Raw genomic sequence first — 16360 nt, forward strand, 5'->3', positions numbered from 1 at the left:
GGGCGTCAGCGGCGGCCCTTGCCCCCGGAGCGTCCCGACGGGCGCCCGCCCGACGTGCCGCGCCGGCCCGAGCCCGACGAGCCGCCCTTCGCGGCCGACCGGCCCGTGGGCTTGCGGCCGCTGCTCGACCCGCCACCCTTGCCGGCGCTCGTCTTGCCGGCACCCGCCTTGCCGGCACCCTTGCCGGTCCCGGACCGGGCCGGCTTCTCGGGCGCGCCCTCGGACGGGCTGCCCGCGCGGCCGCGGGACGACGCGGCGGTGCGTCCGCGGACGATGCCGATGAGCTCCTCGGTCAGGTCGTCGTACGCGTCGACGAGCCACGCGAGGCCCACCGCCGAGCCGGGGGCGTCGGTCACGGGTCGGGTCGTCAGACCGCGGCGCAGGTGCAGGCGCGCGACCGAGTGCGGCGCGAGCAGCACCGCGTGGCCCGCGGCGACGAGGTCGAGCGCCTCGTCGGTCGTCGCGACGTCCCCCGCGAACCGCTCGCCGGGCGCGTCGGACCAGCCGAGCACGTCGTCGGCGGGCACGACGAGCGTCTCGTCGGCCAGGTCCGCCGCGGCGATCTCCTCCGCGGCGGTGAACAGGTGGTCCTTCGCGACGACGACGACGGTGGCCTCGGTGTACATCGTGATGACGTCCACCCCGTCGCGGTCCACCGGCAGGCGCAGCAGGCTCGCCGCGACCTCGCCCGCACGCAGCGCGCGCTCGGCGTCCGCCGCGGGCACGGGGACGAGCTCGAGCGGGACGTCGCGGATGCGCTCCTCCCAGACCCGCACCCAGCGGCCGGGGTTCACGCCCGGCACCATCCCCAGGCGGAAGCCGGGTGCGGTCGTCGTCGCACGCTCGTCGGGTCGGTCGGTCATGCGCGGCGCCTCGCGATCACGTCGGTCGACGCGCGGCCCGTGGCGAGCGCGCGCGCCTCGAACTTGGTGACCGGGCGGTGCTCCGGCCGGGGGACGGGACCCGCGGAGTCGAGGCCCGGGTCGGCCGCGAGCACCTCGACCATCTGCTCGGCGTAGGGCACCCAGTCGGTCGCGACGTGCAGCGTCCCGCCGACCCGCAGGCGCGAGCGCAGCAGCGCGACGTGCTCGGGCTGGACCAGCCGGCGCTTGTGGTGGCGCGCCTTGGGCCACGGGTCCGGGAAGAACGCGTGCACCGCGTCGAGCGACCCGGGTGTGAGCGCGGTGCGCGCGAGCTCGAGCGCGTCCCCGTGCGCCACGCGCAGGTTCGTCAGGCCCAGACGCTCCGCCAGGAGCAGCAGGTTCGCCAGGCCGGGCAGGTGCACCTCGACCGCCAGGTAGTCGCGGTCCGGGTCGGCCTGCGCCATGGCCGCCGTCGTCTCGCCCATGCCGGGGCCGATCTCCAGGACGACGGGCGCGGTGCGGCCGAACAGCGCCGCCGCGTCGAGCATCCCGTCCGCGGTGCGCGGGAACGGGGCGGCCTCGTCGTGCACCGAGAACCCGAGGCGGCCGAACAGCCGGTCCAGCGCGTCCCCGCGGTCCCGCCCGAGCGACGCGCGGCGCGGGTGGTAGGTGCGCAGCGGCTCGTGCGGGCGCGCGGCGGCCTGCCGGAACAGGTCGCGGTCGACGGGGGTGGCGGGGGGCACGGGGCCAGCCTACGGACGCCGCGCGCGCGTGCCGACGCGTCGCTACTGTCGCCCGCATGGGGACCCTCGCGTCGGGCTCGTCCGACGAGGCCGCAGGGACGGGCGCGCCGGCCGGAGCGCCGGCCCCTGGTCCGGGCGCCGCCGCGCTCCCCGGCCTGACCGAGCACGACGAGGGCTCCGGCGGCGAGAGCACGCTCACCGTCGCGATCGCGCTCGCCGCGAACCTGCTCATCGCGGTGGCCAAGACCGCCGCTGCCGTGGTCACCGGTGCGGCCTCCATGCTCGCCGAGGCCGCGCACTCCTGGGCCGATGCCGGCAACGAGGTGTTCCTGCTGATCGCGCAGCGCAAGGCCGCGCGGCCGCCCGACCGCACCCATCCTCTGGGGCACGGCCGCGAGGTCTACGTGTGGTCGCTGTTCGCCGCGATCGGGCTGTTCGCCGTCGGGGCGGGCGTGTCCGTCACGCACGGCATCTCCGAGCTGCGCCACGGCGAGCCCGCGAGCGACTTCGGTGTCGCGTACGCGGTGCTGGCCGTCGCCTTCGTCCTCGAGGGCATCTCGTTCCTGCAGGCGAACCGGCAGGTGCGGGCGGCCGCCAGGCGCCGTTCCAGCGGCGTGCTCGAGCACGTGCTGGGCACCTCCGACCCGACCGTCCGCGCGGTGTTCTTCGAGGACGCGGCCGCGCTCGTCGGCATCGTGATCGCGGCTGCCGGGATCGCGGCGCACCAGGTCACCGGCTCGGCGGTGCCGGACGCGGTCGGCTCGATCCTCGTCGGCGTCCTGCTGGGGGTGGTCGCGGTCGTGCTCATCGAGCGCAACCGGCGGTTCCTCGTCGGGCAGGTCGTGGACGACGGGGTGTGGAACGCCGCGCTCGCGCTCGTCGCCGCGCAGCCTGAGGTCGCCCGGGTGACGGACCTGCGCCTCGAGCTCGTCGGCGCGCGCCAGGTGTTCCTGTCCGGGGCGGTCGACCTGACGGGCGAGCCGGGGGAGACCGCCGCGTCCCACCAGCTCGCCGCGCTCGAGCGGCGCATCCGTGCAGCGCCGGGCGTCGTCGGCGCGATCCTGTCGCTCTCCGAGCCCGAGGAGCCCGCGCTCACGCCGCGGCCCGTCCGCCGCTGAACGGACGGGCCGCGGCTGTCTGGTGAGGCCGCGGTCGCGGCCCGGTCAGGCCGCCGGGAGCGCCGCCGCGCAGGTCGTCGTCGTCGACGTCGGTGCCGGGCCGGACCCGATGAACCCCGCCTCGGTGGACTGACCGGCGGTCAGGGACGCGTTCCAGCCGGCCCCCGCCACGGTGACCTGCGCGCCGGACTGCGTGAACACGCCCGACCAGCCCTGCGCCACCGAGCCGCCCGCGGGCAGCGCGAACGTCGCGCGCCAGCCGGCGATCGGGCTGCTGCCCGCGGTGACCTTGAGCGTCGCCTGGTACCCGCCCGGCCACGTGCCCGCGACCGTGAGCGTCGCGGTGCACCCGCGTGCCGACGACGTGGGGGAGGGGCTGGGCGTGGGGGTGGCAGTCGGTGTGGGGGTCACCGTGGGAGTCGGAGTGGGAGTCGGAGTGGGAGTCGGCGTCGGAGTGGGTGTCGCGGTCGGTGTGGGGGTGGGCGTGGGCTGCGGGTCGTCGAGCAGCGGGTCGAGGAGCGCGACGAGCCGGTCGGCGAGCACGCGGTGGTCCGCGAGCGACGGGTGCCAGTGGCAGCCCTGCAGGTCGAGCGGCGCGTCGCTGTAGTCCCACAGCACGACGCGCGTGTCCCCGGCCGCGCGTGCCGCGTCGACGACCTGCCGTCCGAGCGTGCGCTGGTCCGTCCCGCCCGACGCCGCGACGCTCACGACGAGGTAGGCGCCCGGGTTCTTCGCGCGCAGGCTCGTCAGCAGCTCGCGGTACGCCTGCACCCACGCGGTGCGCAGCGACGCCGCCGTCCACTGCTCACCCGAGCCGACGGGCGTCGAGAAGTCGTTGATGCCCAGGCCGATCACCACGGCCTCGGGCGTCCAGCTCGCGGGCCGCTGCCACACGTCGCCCGCGACGGCGAGCAGCGCGCGGTCCGCGTACGTGCGCAAGCTCGTGCCCGGTTCACCGCCCGCGTAGTTGCGCACGAGCCCGCGGCCCGAGAACGCGTTGAGCTGGTAGTCCGCGCTCAGCGTCCGGGCCGCGATCGCCCCGAACGACCGGTCGGCGTTCGTCGTGCGGTTCACCTGGTCGCCCGAGCAGTCGCGGGACGTGGACTCGTTGCCGTAGCCGGCCGTGAACGAGTCGCCGAGGAACTCGAGCTGCAGGTCGCGGGACGCGGGTGCGGTGAGCACCTGACCGCCCGGTGCGGCGACGAACCCGCGGAACGTGCTGGTCGCCCACGGCGACTCGTTGCGCTTGACCACGCGCACGGTGTGCGTCCCGGCGGCCAGCCCCTCGACCCAGCGGGTCGTCGTCCCGGGCATGACGAGCGTCGCGACGCGGGCGCCGTCGACCTGGATCTCCCAGTCGGCCGCGGAGTCCGACAGCCGCACCCCGACGCCGGTGCCCGTGAACCGGCCCTCGAAGTACACGCCGGGCCAGGACAGCTGCGCGGAGCCGTCGGCCGCCGCGGCGACGCGGCCCGCGGTGTGCGCGGTCGCCGCGAGCTGGGGGTCGAGCTCGGCGGCCGCGGCGGCGGTCGCGGCCGCGAGCGTGCCGGCCAGGACGGCGGCCAGCGTGGCCGCGAGGGTGCCTCGCCGCAGGCGTGTGCGCCCCGCGGTGCCCGGGGTGGTCCCCGGGTGTGTCGTCGTGCCCGTCCTCGTCGACCGCACGTGCGCTCCTCCCCGCGGACGGCCCGTCCGCAGCCCCGCCCGCCGCCGGGTGCGGGCGGGCCGGGTCCTGGTTACCGCTCCCGGCGGCCCGGTCAGCACCGGCGAACCGTTTCACCCCGTCACCCGGTCGGCGGCGGGCCGGGCGGGTGCAGCGCGCCCCGTCGAAGCGCTTGCGCCCCCTCGGCGGGTGAACCCGCAGGTCATCGGGCGTCCCGACATGTGGCGACCATGGTCCGCGGCAAGGGCCGAATCGGTACAGTCCCGACATTCGCGCCGGCGCCGGCGCGAGCCGTCGTCGACGAGAGGCCGTACGCATGACCCCCGCCCCGACAGCCGTCCCGCGCGCCCGCACCGCGCTCCTCGCCATCGTGGGAGCGCTCTCGCTCCTCGTGTCCGCGCTCGCCGTCCCCGCGCGCGCGGCCGACCCGCTCGACATCACCGGGCGGGTCGTCCTCCCCGCCGGGTACACGTACTCGGCCGCGACGCCGCCGCGGTTCGAGGTGCGCTACCCGGCCAGCCCCACCACCACCGAGCCGGTGCGCTACCCGATCCTGTACGCCACCGTCGCGGCCGACGGGACGTTCACCGTCCCGGGCAGCAGGCTGCAGTCGGGCCGTCAGTACTACCTGGTGCTCCAGGACGGCCAGCAGCGGCTCGTCGGCGGGTACGTGACCGCGAGCGGCGGGATCGCGCAGCAGCACCCCGACGGCGCGCTCGTCGCGCCGGGTCGGACGGACGTCGTCGTCACCGCCACGCTCGGCCAGCAGGTGACCGGCAGCATCGTCCTGCCCGCCGGGTACACGCCCGACCCGAACCGCCCGCTCAGCGTGGTCGCGACCGTCGGCAAGCCGTACGACGGCTCCGAGCGGTTCGCCTACGGGCGCATCGAGGCCGACGGTCGGTTCACCGTGGGCGGCTTCCCGTCGGGCCAGGCCGTCCGGATCGAACTCGTCGACCCCCAGTACGTCCTGTTCGACGGCGCGTGGAACCCGGCGACGGGGTACTTCTCGGGCTCCCGGCTGAACGTCGGCACGGTCACCGTGCCCGCGAGCGGCCTGGCGCTGCGGCCGAACCTCGCCGGCAGCATCTCGGGGCGGGTCGACGCACCGGCCGCGATCCTGGCGAACACGACGATCGCGCTCGACGCGGTCAGCGACGCGTCCGGCTTCCGGGAGAACATCTCGACGTACACGGACGCGGACGGCACGTTCACCATCCCGGACCTCGACACCGGCCGCTCGTACGCGATCGGGATGTTCAGCTTCGACGACCTGAAGCCCGGCGCGCAGCGGGCCGACGGCACGTGGTCCCCGATCCGGCCGGGGGAGCCCGGCTTCGACGCGACGTGGTCGAGCCTGCGCAAGGTCCGCCCGACGACGACCGGCGTCGTCCTGAGCCCGCCGACCACCGCCGGGGCGCGGCTTCGTCACCGCCCCGGACGACTTCCTGTTCGGCTACTGGGACACGTACGCCGCGGAGGTCCAGCTGTGGCGGCGCGGCACGGACGGCACGTGGGCCGAGACCGACTCGCAGCGCGTCGCGGAGACCGGCTGGTTCTCGCTCCAGGCGTTCGACCTGGCGAAGCGGACCGAGGACCACCTCGTGTACTTCGACCCGCACGCCGACGTGAACCCGAAGAACGCGCGGTTCACGGCCGGCTTCTGGACGGGCAACGGCACGCCCCTGACCAGCGACCCCGCGAAGGCGAAGGTCGTGCGGCACACCACCGGCATCGACGTCGTGATCCCGCTCGCGGTGCGCAACCTGACCGCCCCGGCGGTCACCGGCACGGTCCGGGTGGGCTCCACGGTCCGCGCGACGACGGGCACGTGGGACCCCGCCGCGGTCACGACGAGCGTGCAGTGGCTGCGTGACGGCGCGGCGATCAGCGGCGCGACGTCCACGACGTACACGCCGACGGCCGCCGACGAGGGCGCCCGGCTGTCGGTGCGCGTCACCGCGAAGGGCGGCACCGGGTGGTTGGCCGCGACCGCGACGTCGCCGGGCGTGACGGTCGCGCCCGCGCCCATCAGCAACGTCACGCGCGCCTCGATCTCCGGCACCGTCGCGTACGGGAAGACGGTGTGGGCCGACCGCGGCACGTGGTCGACGCCGCCGACGTCGACGAGCGTGCAGTGGTTGCGCGACGGCGTGGAGATCAGCGGCGCGACCGGCTCGTCGTACAAGGTCGCCAAGTCCGACGTGGGCAAGCGGCTGTCGGTGCGCGTGACCGCGCGCGCGGCGGACGGCTCGCAGGCGCGGTCGACGTCCCTGCAGACGAAGGTGCCGAAGGTGACGCCCGCCGTCAGGGTGTCCGCGCCGTCCGTGAAGGCCGGGACGGCGGTCAAGGTCACCGTCGTGGTCGACTCCGGCGGCGTCGTGACCAAGCCGCTCGGGACCGTCGCGGTGACGCTCGGCTCGAAGACCACCACGGTCACCCTGACCGCGGCCCGGGCCGGGACGGTCACCGTCACCATGCCCGCGCAGGTCAAGGGCTCGTACACGGTCACAGCCAGGTACACGCCGACGTCCACCTCGACGACGTACCTCAACGGCGCGACCTCGTCGGCCCTGACGGTCAAGGTCACCTGACCGTCCGCGGCCCTGCCCGACCCGCTCCCCGGCACCACCCTCGTCGTCGTACACCGTGACCGCGGCCGACGGCGGCACGCGGCTGTCGGCGCGCGTGACCGCGCGCGGCGGCGCGGGCTGGCTGCCGACGTCAGTGACGTCGACGCCCGTCACCGTCGTCCCGCCGATCACGAACGTGACCCGGGTGACGATCTCGGGCACGGTCGGCTACGGCCGGACGGTGTGGGCCAAGCGTGGTGAGTGGTCGCCCGGCCCGGTCTCGACGAGCGTGCAGTGGCTGCGCGACGGCGTCGCGATCGCCGGCGCCACGGCGTCGTCGTACAAGGTCGCCAAGTCCGACGTGGGCAAGCAGCTGTCGGTGCGGGTGACCGCGCGGGGCGCGGACGGCTCGGTCGCGCGCTCGACGTCGGTGCAGACGAAGGTGCCGCGCGTGACGCCGACGGTGAAGCTGTCGGTGCCGTCGGTCACGGCGGGCTCGACGCTCAAGGCGACCGTGCGGGTCGACTCGGGTGGCCTGGTGACCAAGCCGCTCGGGTCGGTCGCGGTGACGATCGGCACCAAGACCGTCACGGTCACGATGACCGCGACGCACGCCGGGACGACGACCGTCACGCTGCCCGCCCAGGCGAGGGGGTCGTACAAGGTCACAGCGGTGTACAGGCCGACCTCGAGCTCCACGACCTACCTGAACGGCGCGAGCTCGTCGGCGGTGTCGGTCAAGGTCACCTGACGGTGCGGGCCCGGGGCGCACGCGGCGAGCGTCCGCTCCGGGCTCGCGGCCAGGCGAGCGCGGTCAGACGGGCGCGGTCAGACGGGCGCGGTCAGGCGAGCGCGGTCAGGCGGGCGCGTGCGCGTCGAGGAACGCCACGACCGCGCGCAGGTACTCCTCGCGTGCGGGGGCGGGGGACAGCGCGAGGTCGTGCGCGCCGCCGGGGACCGTGGTCAGCGTGACGTGCGGGCCGAGCCCGGGGGCGCGCGCGGCGATCTGGGCGACGTCGAGCACCGAGTCGGTGGTCAGCAGACCGTCGTGGAGGCGGTCGTCGGGACCCGTGGCGTCGGACGTCAGGACCAGCACGGGCTCGCGGATGTCGAGCCCGCGCGCGACGCGCGCGTGCCCGGCGCGGATGGTGCGGATGAACGACGCGCGCACCGGGAAGCCCTCGTGCGGCTTCCACGCCAGCTCGTACGTCCACTCGCCGCCCGAGCCGGCGTGCAGCGCGCGCCCGTAGTGCGGCTGGATGTGACCGACGACGAGCTCGGGGGTGACGCGACCGAGCACGCGCAGGATGCGCGTGAGCACCACGCGGTCGAACCAGGGCTTGCGCAGATCGAGCCAGGGCGAGTTGAGCACCACGGCGTCCACGCGCCCGGGGCGCGCGTCCGCCCACAGCGCCGCGACCAGACCGCCCGTGGAGTGCCCCAGCAGCGCGACGCGGTCGTGGTCGGCGCGCAGGAGCGCGACGGCCGCGTCGATCTCGTGTGCGTACCCCGCGAGCTCGCGCGTGTGGTTGGGGCGCCGGCCCTCGCGGATGGACCGGCCGTAGTCGTGCAGGTCGAGCCCGTACAGGTCCCAGCCCGCGGCGTCGAGCGCGTCCGCGACGTGCGGGTGGAAGAAGTAGTCGACGAACCCGTGCAGGTACAGCACCGCACGCCGGTGGCGCGGTGGTCGGTGCACGAGGGTGGCGACGGGGTCGACGCCCTCGCGCGCACTCTCGTCGTCGGGCGGCAGCTCGAGCGTCCGCGCGACCCACGCGCCACCCAGCACGTCCGGCTGCTCGTCACCCCATGCGGCCCCGTCCCTCATCTGCGCATCGTGCCCCACGCGCCGCACGCGCCGCGACGCGCTGACGGGTGGACTTGCGCTCACCAGGCGAGCGCAAGTCCACCCGCTGCGACTCAGGCGACCGGCGCGAGCGCGGGGCGGGTGGCACCGGGCGTCGCGGGGCGCGCCGCGAGCGCGCCCTGGGCGGCGACGTCCTCGGCCAGCCGCGCGATGCGGGCCGTGCCGTCGTCGTCGACCTCGACCGTGCTGACCGACGCGTTGGGCAGCGCGACGAGGCCGACGGGCGCGAGCGTCGCGAGGTACGCGCCGAGCGCGAGGCCGTGGCCGACGACGAGCACGTGCTCGTCGGTGCCGAGGTGCTGCTCGACGAGCCGCGCGAACACCCGGGTCGTGCGGCCCATGAAGTCGGCCGCGTGCTCGCCGCCCGGCAGCCCGGGGTGCGTGCCCGCGAGCACCTGCTCGACGAGCGTGGGCCAGGGCTGGACGGCGTCGAGCGTGTGCTCGGGCCGGCGCTCGTACACGCCGAAGTGGTACTCGCGCAGGTCCACGTGCGTGCGCAGGCGCACGTCCTCGTGGTGGCGCAGGAGCTCGACCGCGGTCGAGACGGCGCGTCCGGACGGTGAGGACCAGGCGGCCGTGAACGGGGTGCCGGCCAGGTGCCGGGCGGTGGTCCGGACGCCCTGGCGTCCGTCGCGCGTCAGCGGGGAGTCGCAGCGGCCCTGCAGGACGCGGCGTGCGTTGAAGTGGGTGCGCCCGTGCCGTACGAGCGTGAGTGTGAGGGTCATCGTCGCCCTTCCGTCGTCATCGGTCGCGCTCGACGCTAGGGCGGCGAGGTTGCCGGGCGGCGACGACGAGGTGTCGGCTCGATGCACGTCCCGCGCTGCACGGCGGCCACGCCCCGGCCCAGGTTCGACGACCGGGCCGGGGCCTCGTCGTCCGCCGGGCGGCCGCGCGCGGGCGGCGGCCGGTACGGTGCGAGGCATGAACCGCGCTCGGGGCTGCCGCGACCGTGACCGCAGGGGTGCGGTGGCCGCCGCCGGTGGGCTCGTCGGGGCGCTCGTCGTGCTGGTGCTCGGCGCGTGCGGCGGCGGGACCACCGGGACCGGCGGCGCGGACGTCGCGGCGCGGATGCAGTACGCGGGGATCGCACGGGACCTGGTCTACGTGACCGACGTCGACGGGTTCGACCTCGCCGTGCAGTCCGTCGGGGTCTCGGGCGACGAGGGCATGTCCGCGGCCTACGTCAGCCCGGCCGGCACGGTGCTGCTGCGCACGTCCCGCGCAGCCGGCGGACAGGCTCCGGCGTGCGCACAGCTCGAGGACGACGGCGTGGGAGCCTCGTGCGAGGTGGTGGCCGACGGCGTGCACGTGCTGCTCGAGGGCGACGGCGTGGACGCCGCGACCCTGCGCGCGGCGGGCGCTGCGGTGCGTCCGGCGCGCGACGGCGAGCTCGCCACCCTCTTCTCCGAGCTCCCCACGCCCCCGGAGGGCGAGCCGGTGGAGCGCGGCGACCTGCCTGGGGGCGACGGCGCTCCGGACAACGACCCCGGCCCGGGCGGCTGACCCGCGCACGTCGCCCGCGCTCGGGCAGCGGATCTCAAGTTGAGCGGAATACACTCAACTTTGTCGCGTTGGGATGTGCAGACGCATCGACGACGCGCGAGACTCGCGCAGGGAGGTCACGTGGACGCCAAGCTCACCACCCGCTCGCAGGAGGCGCTCGGCAGCGCCATCCAGTCCGCGAGCGCCGCCGGCAACCCGCAGCTGGAGCCGGCACACATCCTCGACGCGCTGCTCCAGCAGGAGGGCGGCGTCGCGAACGGTCTGCTCGACGCGGTCGGCGCCGACCGCGGGGCCCTCGGCCGTGCGGTGCGCGGCATCCTCGTCAACCTGCCCTCGTCGTCGGGCTCGACGGTCGCGCAGCCCAGCGCGTCGCGCGCGACCGCCGCCGCCATCGAGGCGGCCAACGCGGAGGCACGCACGCTCGGCGATGACTACGTCTCGACCGAGCACCTGCTCATCGGCCTGGCGGCCGGGCAGTCCGGCGTGGCCGACGCGCTGCGCGCGGCCGGGGCGTCGCGCGACGCCCTGCTCGCCGCGCTGCCGACCGTACGCGGCAACGCGCGCGTCACCAGCCCAGACCCGGAGGGCACCTACAAGGCCCTCGAGAAGTACGGCGTGGACCTCACGCAGCGCGCGGCCGAGGGCAAGCTCGACCCGGTGATCGGGCGTGACTCGGAGATCCGGCGCGTCGTGCAGGTGCTGTCCCGCCGCACCAAGAACAACCCCGTGCTGATCGGCGAGCCCGGCGTGGGCAAGACCGCCGTCGTCGAGGGGCTCGCGCAGCGCATCGTCGAGGGCGACGTGCCGGAGTCCCTGCGCGGCAAGAAGCTGGTCGCGCTCGACCTCGCCTCGATGGTCGCGGGCGCCAAGTACCGCGGAGAGTTCGAGGAGCGGCTCAAGGCCGTGCTCGAGGAGATCAAGGGCTCCGACGGGCAGGTCGTGACGTTCATCGACGAGCTGCACACGGTCGTCGGCGCGGGTGCCGGCGGCGAGGGCGCGATGGACGCGGGCAACATGCTCAAGCCCATGCTCGCGCGCGGCGAGCTGCGGCTCGTCGGCGCGACCACGCTCGACGAGTACCGCGAGCACATCGAGAAGGACCCCGCGCTCGAGCGGCGGTTCCAGCAGGTGTTCGTCGGCGAACCGTCCGTGGAGGACACCGTCGCGATCCTGCGCGGGCTCAAGGAGCGCTACGAGGCGCACCACAAGGTGACGATCTCCGACGCGGCGCTCGTCGCCGCCGCTGCGCTGTCCGACCGGTACATCACGGGCCGCCAGCTCCCCGACAAGGCGATCGACCTCGTCGACGAGGCCGCGTCGCGCCTGCGCATGGAGCTCGACTCGTCGCCCATCGAGATCGACGAGCTGCAGCGCGCCGTGACGCGCCTCGAGATGGAGGAGGTCGTCCTCTCCGAGTCCGACGACCCTGCGTCGCTGGACCGGCTCGAGCGGCTGCGCGCCGACCTCGCGGACCGTCGCGAGGAGCTCGCGGCGCTCAACGCGCGCTGGGAGAAGGAGAAGGCGGGCCACAACCTCGTCGGCGAACTCAAGGCGCGCCTGGACGCGCTGCGCTCGGACGCCGAGCGGCTCCAGCGCGAGGGCGACCTGGAGAAGGCCGCGCGCATCCTGTACGGCGAGATCCCCACGCTCCAGCGGCAGATCGCCGACGCTGAGGCGACGGAGGCCGAGCAGGACACGGTCGACGCACCGCCGATGATCGCGGAGAAGGTCGGCCCCGACGAGATTGCCGAGGTCGTCTCGGCGTGGACGGGCATCCCCGCGGGCCGCATGCTCGAGGGCGAGACCGCCAAGCTTCTGCGCATGGAGGAGGTGCTCGGCGAGCGCCTGATCGGCCAGAAGAAGGCCGTCGCCGCGGTCTCCGACGCGGTGCGCCGCGCCCGCGCGGGCATCAGCGACCCCGACCGTCCCACCGGCTCGTTCCTGTTCCTCGGCCCCACGGGCGTCGGCAAGACCGAGCTCGCGAAGGCGCTCGCGGACTTCCTGTTCGACGACGAGCGCGCGATGGTCCGCATCGACATGTCCGAGTACGCGGAGAAGCACTCCGTGGCGCGGCTCGTCGGTGCACCTCCCGGGTACGTCGGCTACGAGGAGGGCGGCCAGCTCACCGAGGCCGTGCGGCGGCGCCCGTACTCGGTCGTCCTGCTCGACGAGGTCGAGAAGGCGCACCCCGAGGTGTTCGACGTGCTGCTGCAGGTGCTCGACGACGGCCGCCTGACCGACGGCCAGGGCCGCACGGTCGACTTCCGCAACGTCATCCTCATCCTCACCTCGAACCTGGGCTCGCAGTTCCTGGTGGACCCGCTGACGTCGGACTCGGAGAAGCGGGACGCGGTGATGGGGGCGGTGCGTGCCGCGTTCAAGCCGGAGTTCCTCAACCGGCTCGACGACGTGGTGCTGTTCGACCCGCTGAGCCTGGAGGAGATCGGCCAGATCGTGGACCTGCAGGTCGCGTCGCTCGCCCGGCGCCTGCAGGACCGCCGCCTCACGCTCGAGGTCACGCCCGCCGCACGCGACTGGCTTGCGATCGAGGGCTACGACCCGGCGTACGGCGCGCGCCCGCTGCGCCGCCTGGTCCAGCGCGAGATCGGCGACAATCTGGCCCGCGCGCTGCTGTCCGGCCAGATCCACGACGGCCAGACGATCGTCGTCGACCGCACCGACACGGGCCTGAGCATCACGGGCGCCTGAGCGGTCCCCCCGTGCCGGGTGTGGGCGTCACACCCGGCCGGGGAGGAGCTCGGAGGTGCCGGCGACGAGCGAGCCCGTCGTCGGACCGGGCCGGGAGACGTAGAAGCAGTAGGCGACGCGTCCGCCCTCGTCGTCCCACTGGCTGCTGTGGGGCCACGCGATGAAGTGGCGGTAGCTCTCTGGTCTGGTCGCCTGCTCACCGGGTGCGGTGCCGAACGCGTCGTTCGCGTGCATGCACGCCGCCTCGATCTCGGCGAGCTCGGTCCAGTCGGACTCGTCGAACGGCTCGGTCAGGGCGACAGTGGCGCTCAGCTCCGTGAGGTGCGGCCGCGCGCAGTCGACCTCGTGCAGGTCGGACATGTCGTCGGCGCCGGGAAGCTCCGCGTAGCAGGTCCCGGGCGACAACCCGAGAGGCAGCGTGAACGCCTCCTCGGCGGTGCCGGCGGGCGGGGACGGCAGCGCGGACAGCTGGTCGTCGAGCTGCCCGAGCCTGCCGAGCGTCGGGAGCAGCGCGAGGCCCACCAGGACGGGAGCGGCGACCGCGAGGGCGACGACGAGGATCAGCCGGGTGCGCACGCGGCGGAGGCGTCGCGCCTGCGGATCGGCGAGGTCGGTGGTCGGGCCGTTCGGCGACGGGGTCCGGTCTGTGAGCATGACGCAGGACCGTAGCGACGTGACGACCGGGCCGTTCAGAGTTCTCCACAGGGCGCACCGCACGGCACGCCGGTGGCGGCCGCACCCGACCTCGTCGGGAGCGTGCCACAGTGTGCGCGTGACGCTGCTGCTGCCCGAGCCCCGGTTCCCCGACCCGTCCGACGCGCCGAGCCTGCGCTGGGGCGTGGTCGCCCCGGGGTGGATCGCGGGGCACTTCGTCGCCTCGCTGCACCGGCACACGGGCCAGCGCGTGGTGGCGGTCGCGAGCCGGGACGCCGCCCGCGGGCAGGCGTTCGCCGACGAGCACGGGGTCGAGCGGGTGCACGCGTCGTACGACGCGCTCGTTGACGACCCGCAGGTCGACGTCGTGTACGTCGCGAGCCCGCACAGCCACCATCCGGACCAGGCGCTCGCGGCGATCGCGGCCGGCAAGCACGTGCTCGTCGAGAAGCCGCTGGCCCGCAACGCGGCCGAGGCGCGCCTGATCGTCGACGCGGCGCGTGCGGCCGGCGTCCTCGCGATGGAGGCCATGTGGACGCGGTACCTCCCGCACGTCGACGTGCTGCGCCAGGTGCTGGAGACCGGGACGATCGGTCAGCCGCGCTGGGTCACGGGCTCGTTCGCGACCCGCACGGTCGTGCCCGACACGCACCGGCTGATGGACCCGGCGCTCGCGGGCGGCGTGCTGCTCGACATCGGCATCTACCCGCTGTCGTTCGCGTCGTTCGTCGCGACGACCGTGGGCCTGCCCGCGACGCCCACGGACCTGCAGGTCATGGGCTCGCTCACGCGCACGGGCGTCGACGAGCAGGTCGCGCTGCAGGTCGCGTACCCCGGGCTCCAGGCGCAGCTGTTCACGTCGATGCTGACGCCTGCCGACGACGAGGCGCGCGTGCACGGTGAGGCGGGCTGGGTCACCACCGGGCCGCGGTTCCGTGGGCCGTCGAGCGTGACGCTGCACGTGGGCGACGAGTCGGCGACGTGGGACGACAACCGCGTCGAGGAGCTCGACGGGCTGTGCTTCCAGGCCGCGGCGCTCGCGCGCTACGTGGCGCAGGGACGTACCGAGTCACCGCTGCACCCGCTCGACGAGGTGCTCACGGTGCTGGAGACCGCCGACGAGGTGCGCCGCCGGCTCGGGGTCGTCTACCCGGGCGAGTGACGCGTCAGCGCGTCCGCTGCACGCACAGGCCCACGCGGTCTCCGGCCTCCCAGCCGTGCTCGTCCGGTGCCCAGACCACGTCGAGCGGCTCACCGGTGCGCGAGTAGTGCTCGGCGGCCAGGCACGCCTGCTCGACGCGCGCGTCCACCGTGTCCTGGCCCGGCCATGCGGACTGGCCGCTCACCGTGACGCGTGCGCGCACCTCGGCCTCGTGCGCGTCGGCGCACGGGACGACGACGACCTCGCTCACCGGGCCGTCGGCGGGCAGGTCGCGCACGCAGTGGCCGGCGTCCAGGCGGTTGACGGTCGTGGTGACCGGCTCGCTGACGTCGGTCGACAGGGGTGACTGGCGCTCGAGGACCACGACGACCGCGACGGTCGCGGCGAACGCGAGCAGTGCGCCGACCGCGCCGACGACGATGCCCGCGACCGCGAGCCCGCGCCCACGCGTGCCCTTGGTGCGCATGGTCCGCAGCGCGGTGATGCCGAACGCCACGCCGAGCACACCCAGCGTGGGCCAGAGCCAGAACAGCAGCGCGGAGACGAGCGCGGCGACGGCGAAACCTTCGAGCGGCGGACGCGCGGTGGGCGCCCACGAGGGCGCGTAGTGCGCGGGCGGGTAGGGCTGCTCGCTCATGCGTCCTCCGTGAGGTCCAGGACCACCGGTACGTGGTCCGAAGCGCCCTTGCCCTTGCGCTCGTCGCGCACGATCGTCGCGCCGGTGACCCGCGCCGCGAGCGCGGGCGAGGCGTAGGTGAGGTCGATGCGCATGCCCTTGTTCTTGGGGAAGCGCAGCTGCTGGTAGTCCCAGTACGTGTAGGTGTGCTCGGCGGGCAGGTGCACGCGCGACACCTCGGTGTACCCCGCCTGCGCGATCGCGGCGAACGCGTCGCGCTCGGCGGGCGTGACGTGCGTGCGGCCCGCGAACCACGCGGGGTCCCACACGTCGGTGTCGAGCGGCGCGATGTTCCAGTCGCCGACGAGCGCGACCTGCGCGCCGGGGTCGGCCGCGAGCCAGCCCGCGGCGGCGTCCCGCAGGTGCGCGAGCCAGTCGAGCTTGTAGACGTAGTGCGGGTCGTCGATCGCGCGCCCGTTCGGGACGTAGAGGCTCCACACGCGCACGCCGCCGGCCGTCACGCCGATCGCGCGCGCCTCGGCCGCGGCGGGCTCGCCCCACGTCGGCATGCCGGGGAAGCCGATCTCGACGTCGTCGATGCCGACCCGCGAGACGACGGCGACGCCGTTCCACTGGCTGTACCCGACGTGCGCGACCTCGTACCCGAGCGCCTCGAACGCCTCGTGCGGGAACTGCTCGTCCTTGCACTTGGTCTCCTGCAGCGCGAGGACGTCGACGCCGGACCGCTCGAGGAACGCCACCGCCCGCTCGGTGCGGGCACGGATCGAGTTGATGTTCCAGGTGGCGACGCGCATGCCGCGCAGGCTACCGGGCGGGTGCGCCGCGGGTGCCGCGCGGTCCGGAGGACCGAAGGCCTGGCGCCGGACCGATAGTC

At 74.9% G+C, this 16360-nt stretch carries 15 protein-coding genes; 7 read left to right on the forward strand and 8 right to left on the reverse strand.

Going from position 1 to position 16360, the window contains the following annotated elements:
• Positions 1 to 5: 5 nt before the first annotated feature.
• Together CBP52_RS15355 and trmB are read right to left on the reverse strand one after the other, a co-directional pair.
• Positions 6 to 863 carry a LysR substrate-binding domain-containing protein gene (locus tag CBP52_RS15355; protein ID WP_094181692.1) on the reverse strand — a complete coding sequence of 286 codons (858 nt, stop codon included), beginning with the start codon at positions 861 to 863 and terminating at the stop codon, positions 6 to 8.
• On the reverse strand, positions 860 to 1606 hold the full coding sequence (gene trmB / locus CBP52_RS15360) for a tRNA (guanosine(46)-N7)-methyltransferase TrmB (RefSeq protein WP_198303485.1): 747 nt from the start codon (positions 1604 to 1606) through the stop codon (positions 860 to 862). The genes CBP52_RS15355 and trmB overlap by 4 nt, the downstream gene beginning before the upstream one ends.
• A gap of 56 nt (positions 1607 to 1662) precedes the next feature.
• Here trmB and CBP52_RS15365 point away from each other — a divergent pair, with 56 nt between their 5' ends.
• Positions 1663 to 2724 (forward strand): cation diffusion facilitator family transporter, encoded by a 1062-nt coding sequence (locus CBP52_RS15365; protein ID WP_094181693.1) that lies wholly within the window; start codon positions 1663 to 1665, stop codon positions 2722 to 2724.
• Between the two features lie 45 nt (positions 2725 to 2769).
• Here CBP52_RS15365 and CBP52_RS15370 read toward each other — a convergent pair whose 3' ends face one another.
• Positions 2770 to 4386 (reverse strand): cellulose binding domain-containing protein, encoded by a 1617-nt coding sequence (locus CBP52_RS15370; RefSeq protein ID WP_232514533.1) that lies wholly within the window; start codon positions 4384 to 4386, stop codon positions 2770 to 2772.
• A 314-nt stretch (positions 4387 to 4700) separates the two neighbouring features.
• On the opposite strand from CBP52_RS15370, the gene CBP52_RS15375 reads away from it, so the two are divergent.
• Genes CBP52_RS15375 through CBP52_RS15380 form a run of 3 tightly spaced genes read left to right on the forward strand, consistent with a single transcriptional unit; the run spans position 4701 to position 7708 of the window.
• Positions 4701 to 6260: a hypothetical protein gene (locus tag CBP52_RS15375; protein WP_094181694.1), complete on the forward strand. Its 1560-nt coding sequence runs from the start codon at positions 4701 to 4703 to the stop codon at positions 6258 to 6260.
• The gene (locus tag CBP52_RS17700; RefSeq protein ID WP_157732672.1) at positions 6184 to 6978 is read left to right on the forward strand and encodes a hypothetical protein; all 795 of its coding nucleotides are present in this window, start codon (positions 6184 to 6186) and stop codon (positions 6976 to 6978) included. Before CBP52_RS15375 ends, CBP52_RS17700 begins: the two co-directional genes overlap by 77 nt.
• Before the next feature lie 55 nt (positions 6979 to 7033).
• Positions 7034 to 7708, forward strand: coding sequence for a hypothetical protein (locus CBP52_RS15380; protein WP_094181695.1), 675 nt, complete (start codon positions 7034 to 7036; stop codon positions 7706 to 7708).
• 105 nt (positions 7709 to 7813) lie between these two features.
• Here the strand turns inward: CBP52_RS15380 and CBP52_RS15385 are convergent, their stop codons facing one another.
• A complete protein-coding gene (locus CBP52_RS15385) occupies positions 7814 to 8782 on the reverse strand; it encodes an alpha/beta hydrolase (protein WP_094181696.1) in 969 nt (322 codons plus the stop codon).
• Between the two features lie 92 nt (positions 8783 to 8874).
• Positions 8875 to 9546, reverse strand: coding sequence for a histidine phosphatase family protein (locus CBP52_RS15390; RefSeq protein WP_094181697.1), 672 nt, complete (start codon positions 9544 to 9546; stop codon positions 8875 to 8877).
• A 196-nt stretch (positions 9547 to 9742) separates the two neighbouring features.
• Between CBP52_RS15390 and CBP52_RS15395 the strand changes: the two genes are divergently transcribed.
• Together CBP52_RS15395 and clpB are read left to right on the forward strand one after the other, a co-directional pair.
• Positions 9743 to 10324 (forward strand): membrane lipoprotein, encoded by a 582-nt coding sequence (locus tag CBP52_RS15395; RefSeq protein WP_157732673.1) that lies wholly within the window; start codon positions 9743 to 9745, stop codon positions 10322 to 10324.
• A 120-nt stretch (positions 10325 to 10444) separates the two neighbouring features.
• Positions 10445 to 13033, forward strand: a complete 2589-nt coding sequence (gene clpB, locus CBP52_RS15400; RefSeq protein WP_094181699.1) for an ATP-dependent chaperone ClpB — start codon at positions 10445 to 10447, stop codon at positions 13031 to 13033.
• A gap of 27 nt (positions 13034 to 13060) precedes the next feature.
• Here clpB and CBP52_RS15405 read toward each other — a convergent pair whose 3' ends face one another.
• On the reverse strand, positions 13061 to 13687 hold the full coding sequence (locus tag CBP52_RS15405) for a septum formation family protein (RefSeq protein ID WP_094181700.1): 627 nt from the start codon (positions 13685 to 13687) through the stop codon (positions 13061 to 13063).
• A gap of 118 nt (positions 13688 to 13805) precedes the next feature.
• Between CBP52_RS15405 and CBP52_RS15410 the strand changes: the two genes are divergently transcribed.
• A complete protein-coding gene (locus CBP52_RS15410) occupies positions 13806 to 14849 on the forward strand; it encodes a Gfo/Idh/MocA family protein (protein ID WP_232514534.1) in 1044 nt (347 codons plus the stop codon).
• A gap of 4 nt (positions 14850 to 14853) precedes the next feature.
• Here the strand turns inward: CBP52_RS15410 and CBP52_RS15415 are convergent, their stop codons facing one another.
• Positions 14854 to 15486 (reverse strand): DUF4190 domain-containing protein, encoded by a 633-nt coding sequence (locus tag CBP52_RS15415; protein WP_094181702.1) that lies wholly within the window; start codon positions 15484 to 15486, stop codon positions 14854 to 14856.
• Positions 15483 to 16280, reverse strand: coding sequence for an exodeoxyribonuclease III (locus CBP52_RS15420; protein WP_094181703.1), 798 nt, complete (start codon positions 16278 to 16280; stop codon positions 15483 to 15485). Before CBP52_RS15420 ends, CBP52_RS15415 begins: the two co-directional genes overlap by 4 nt.
• Positions 16281 to 16360 lie beyond the last annotated feature (80 nt).

The sequence above is a fragment of the Cellulomonas sp. PSBB021 genome, from assembly GCF_002240455.1.
Lineage (GTDB): Bacteria > Actinomycetota > Actinomycetes > Actinomycetales > Cellulomonadaceae > Cellulomonas > Cellulomonas uda.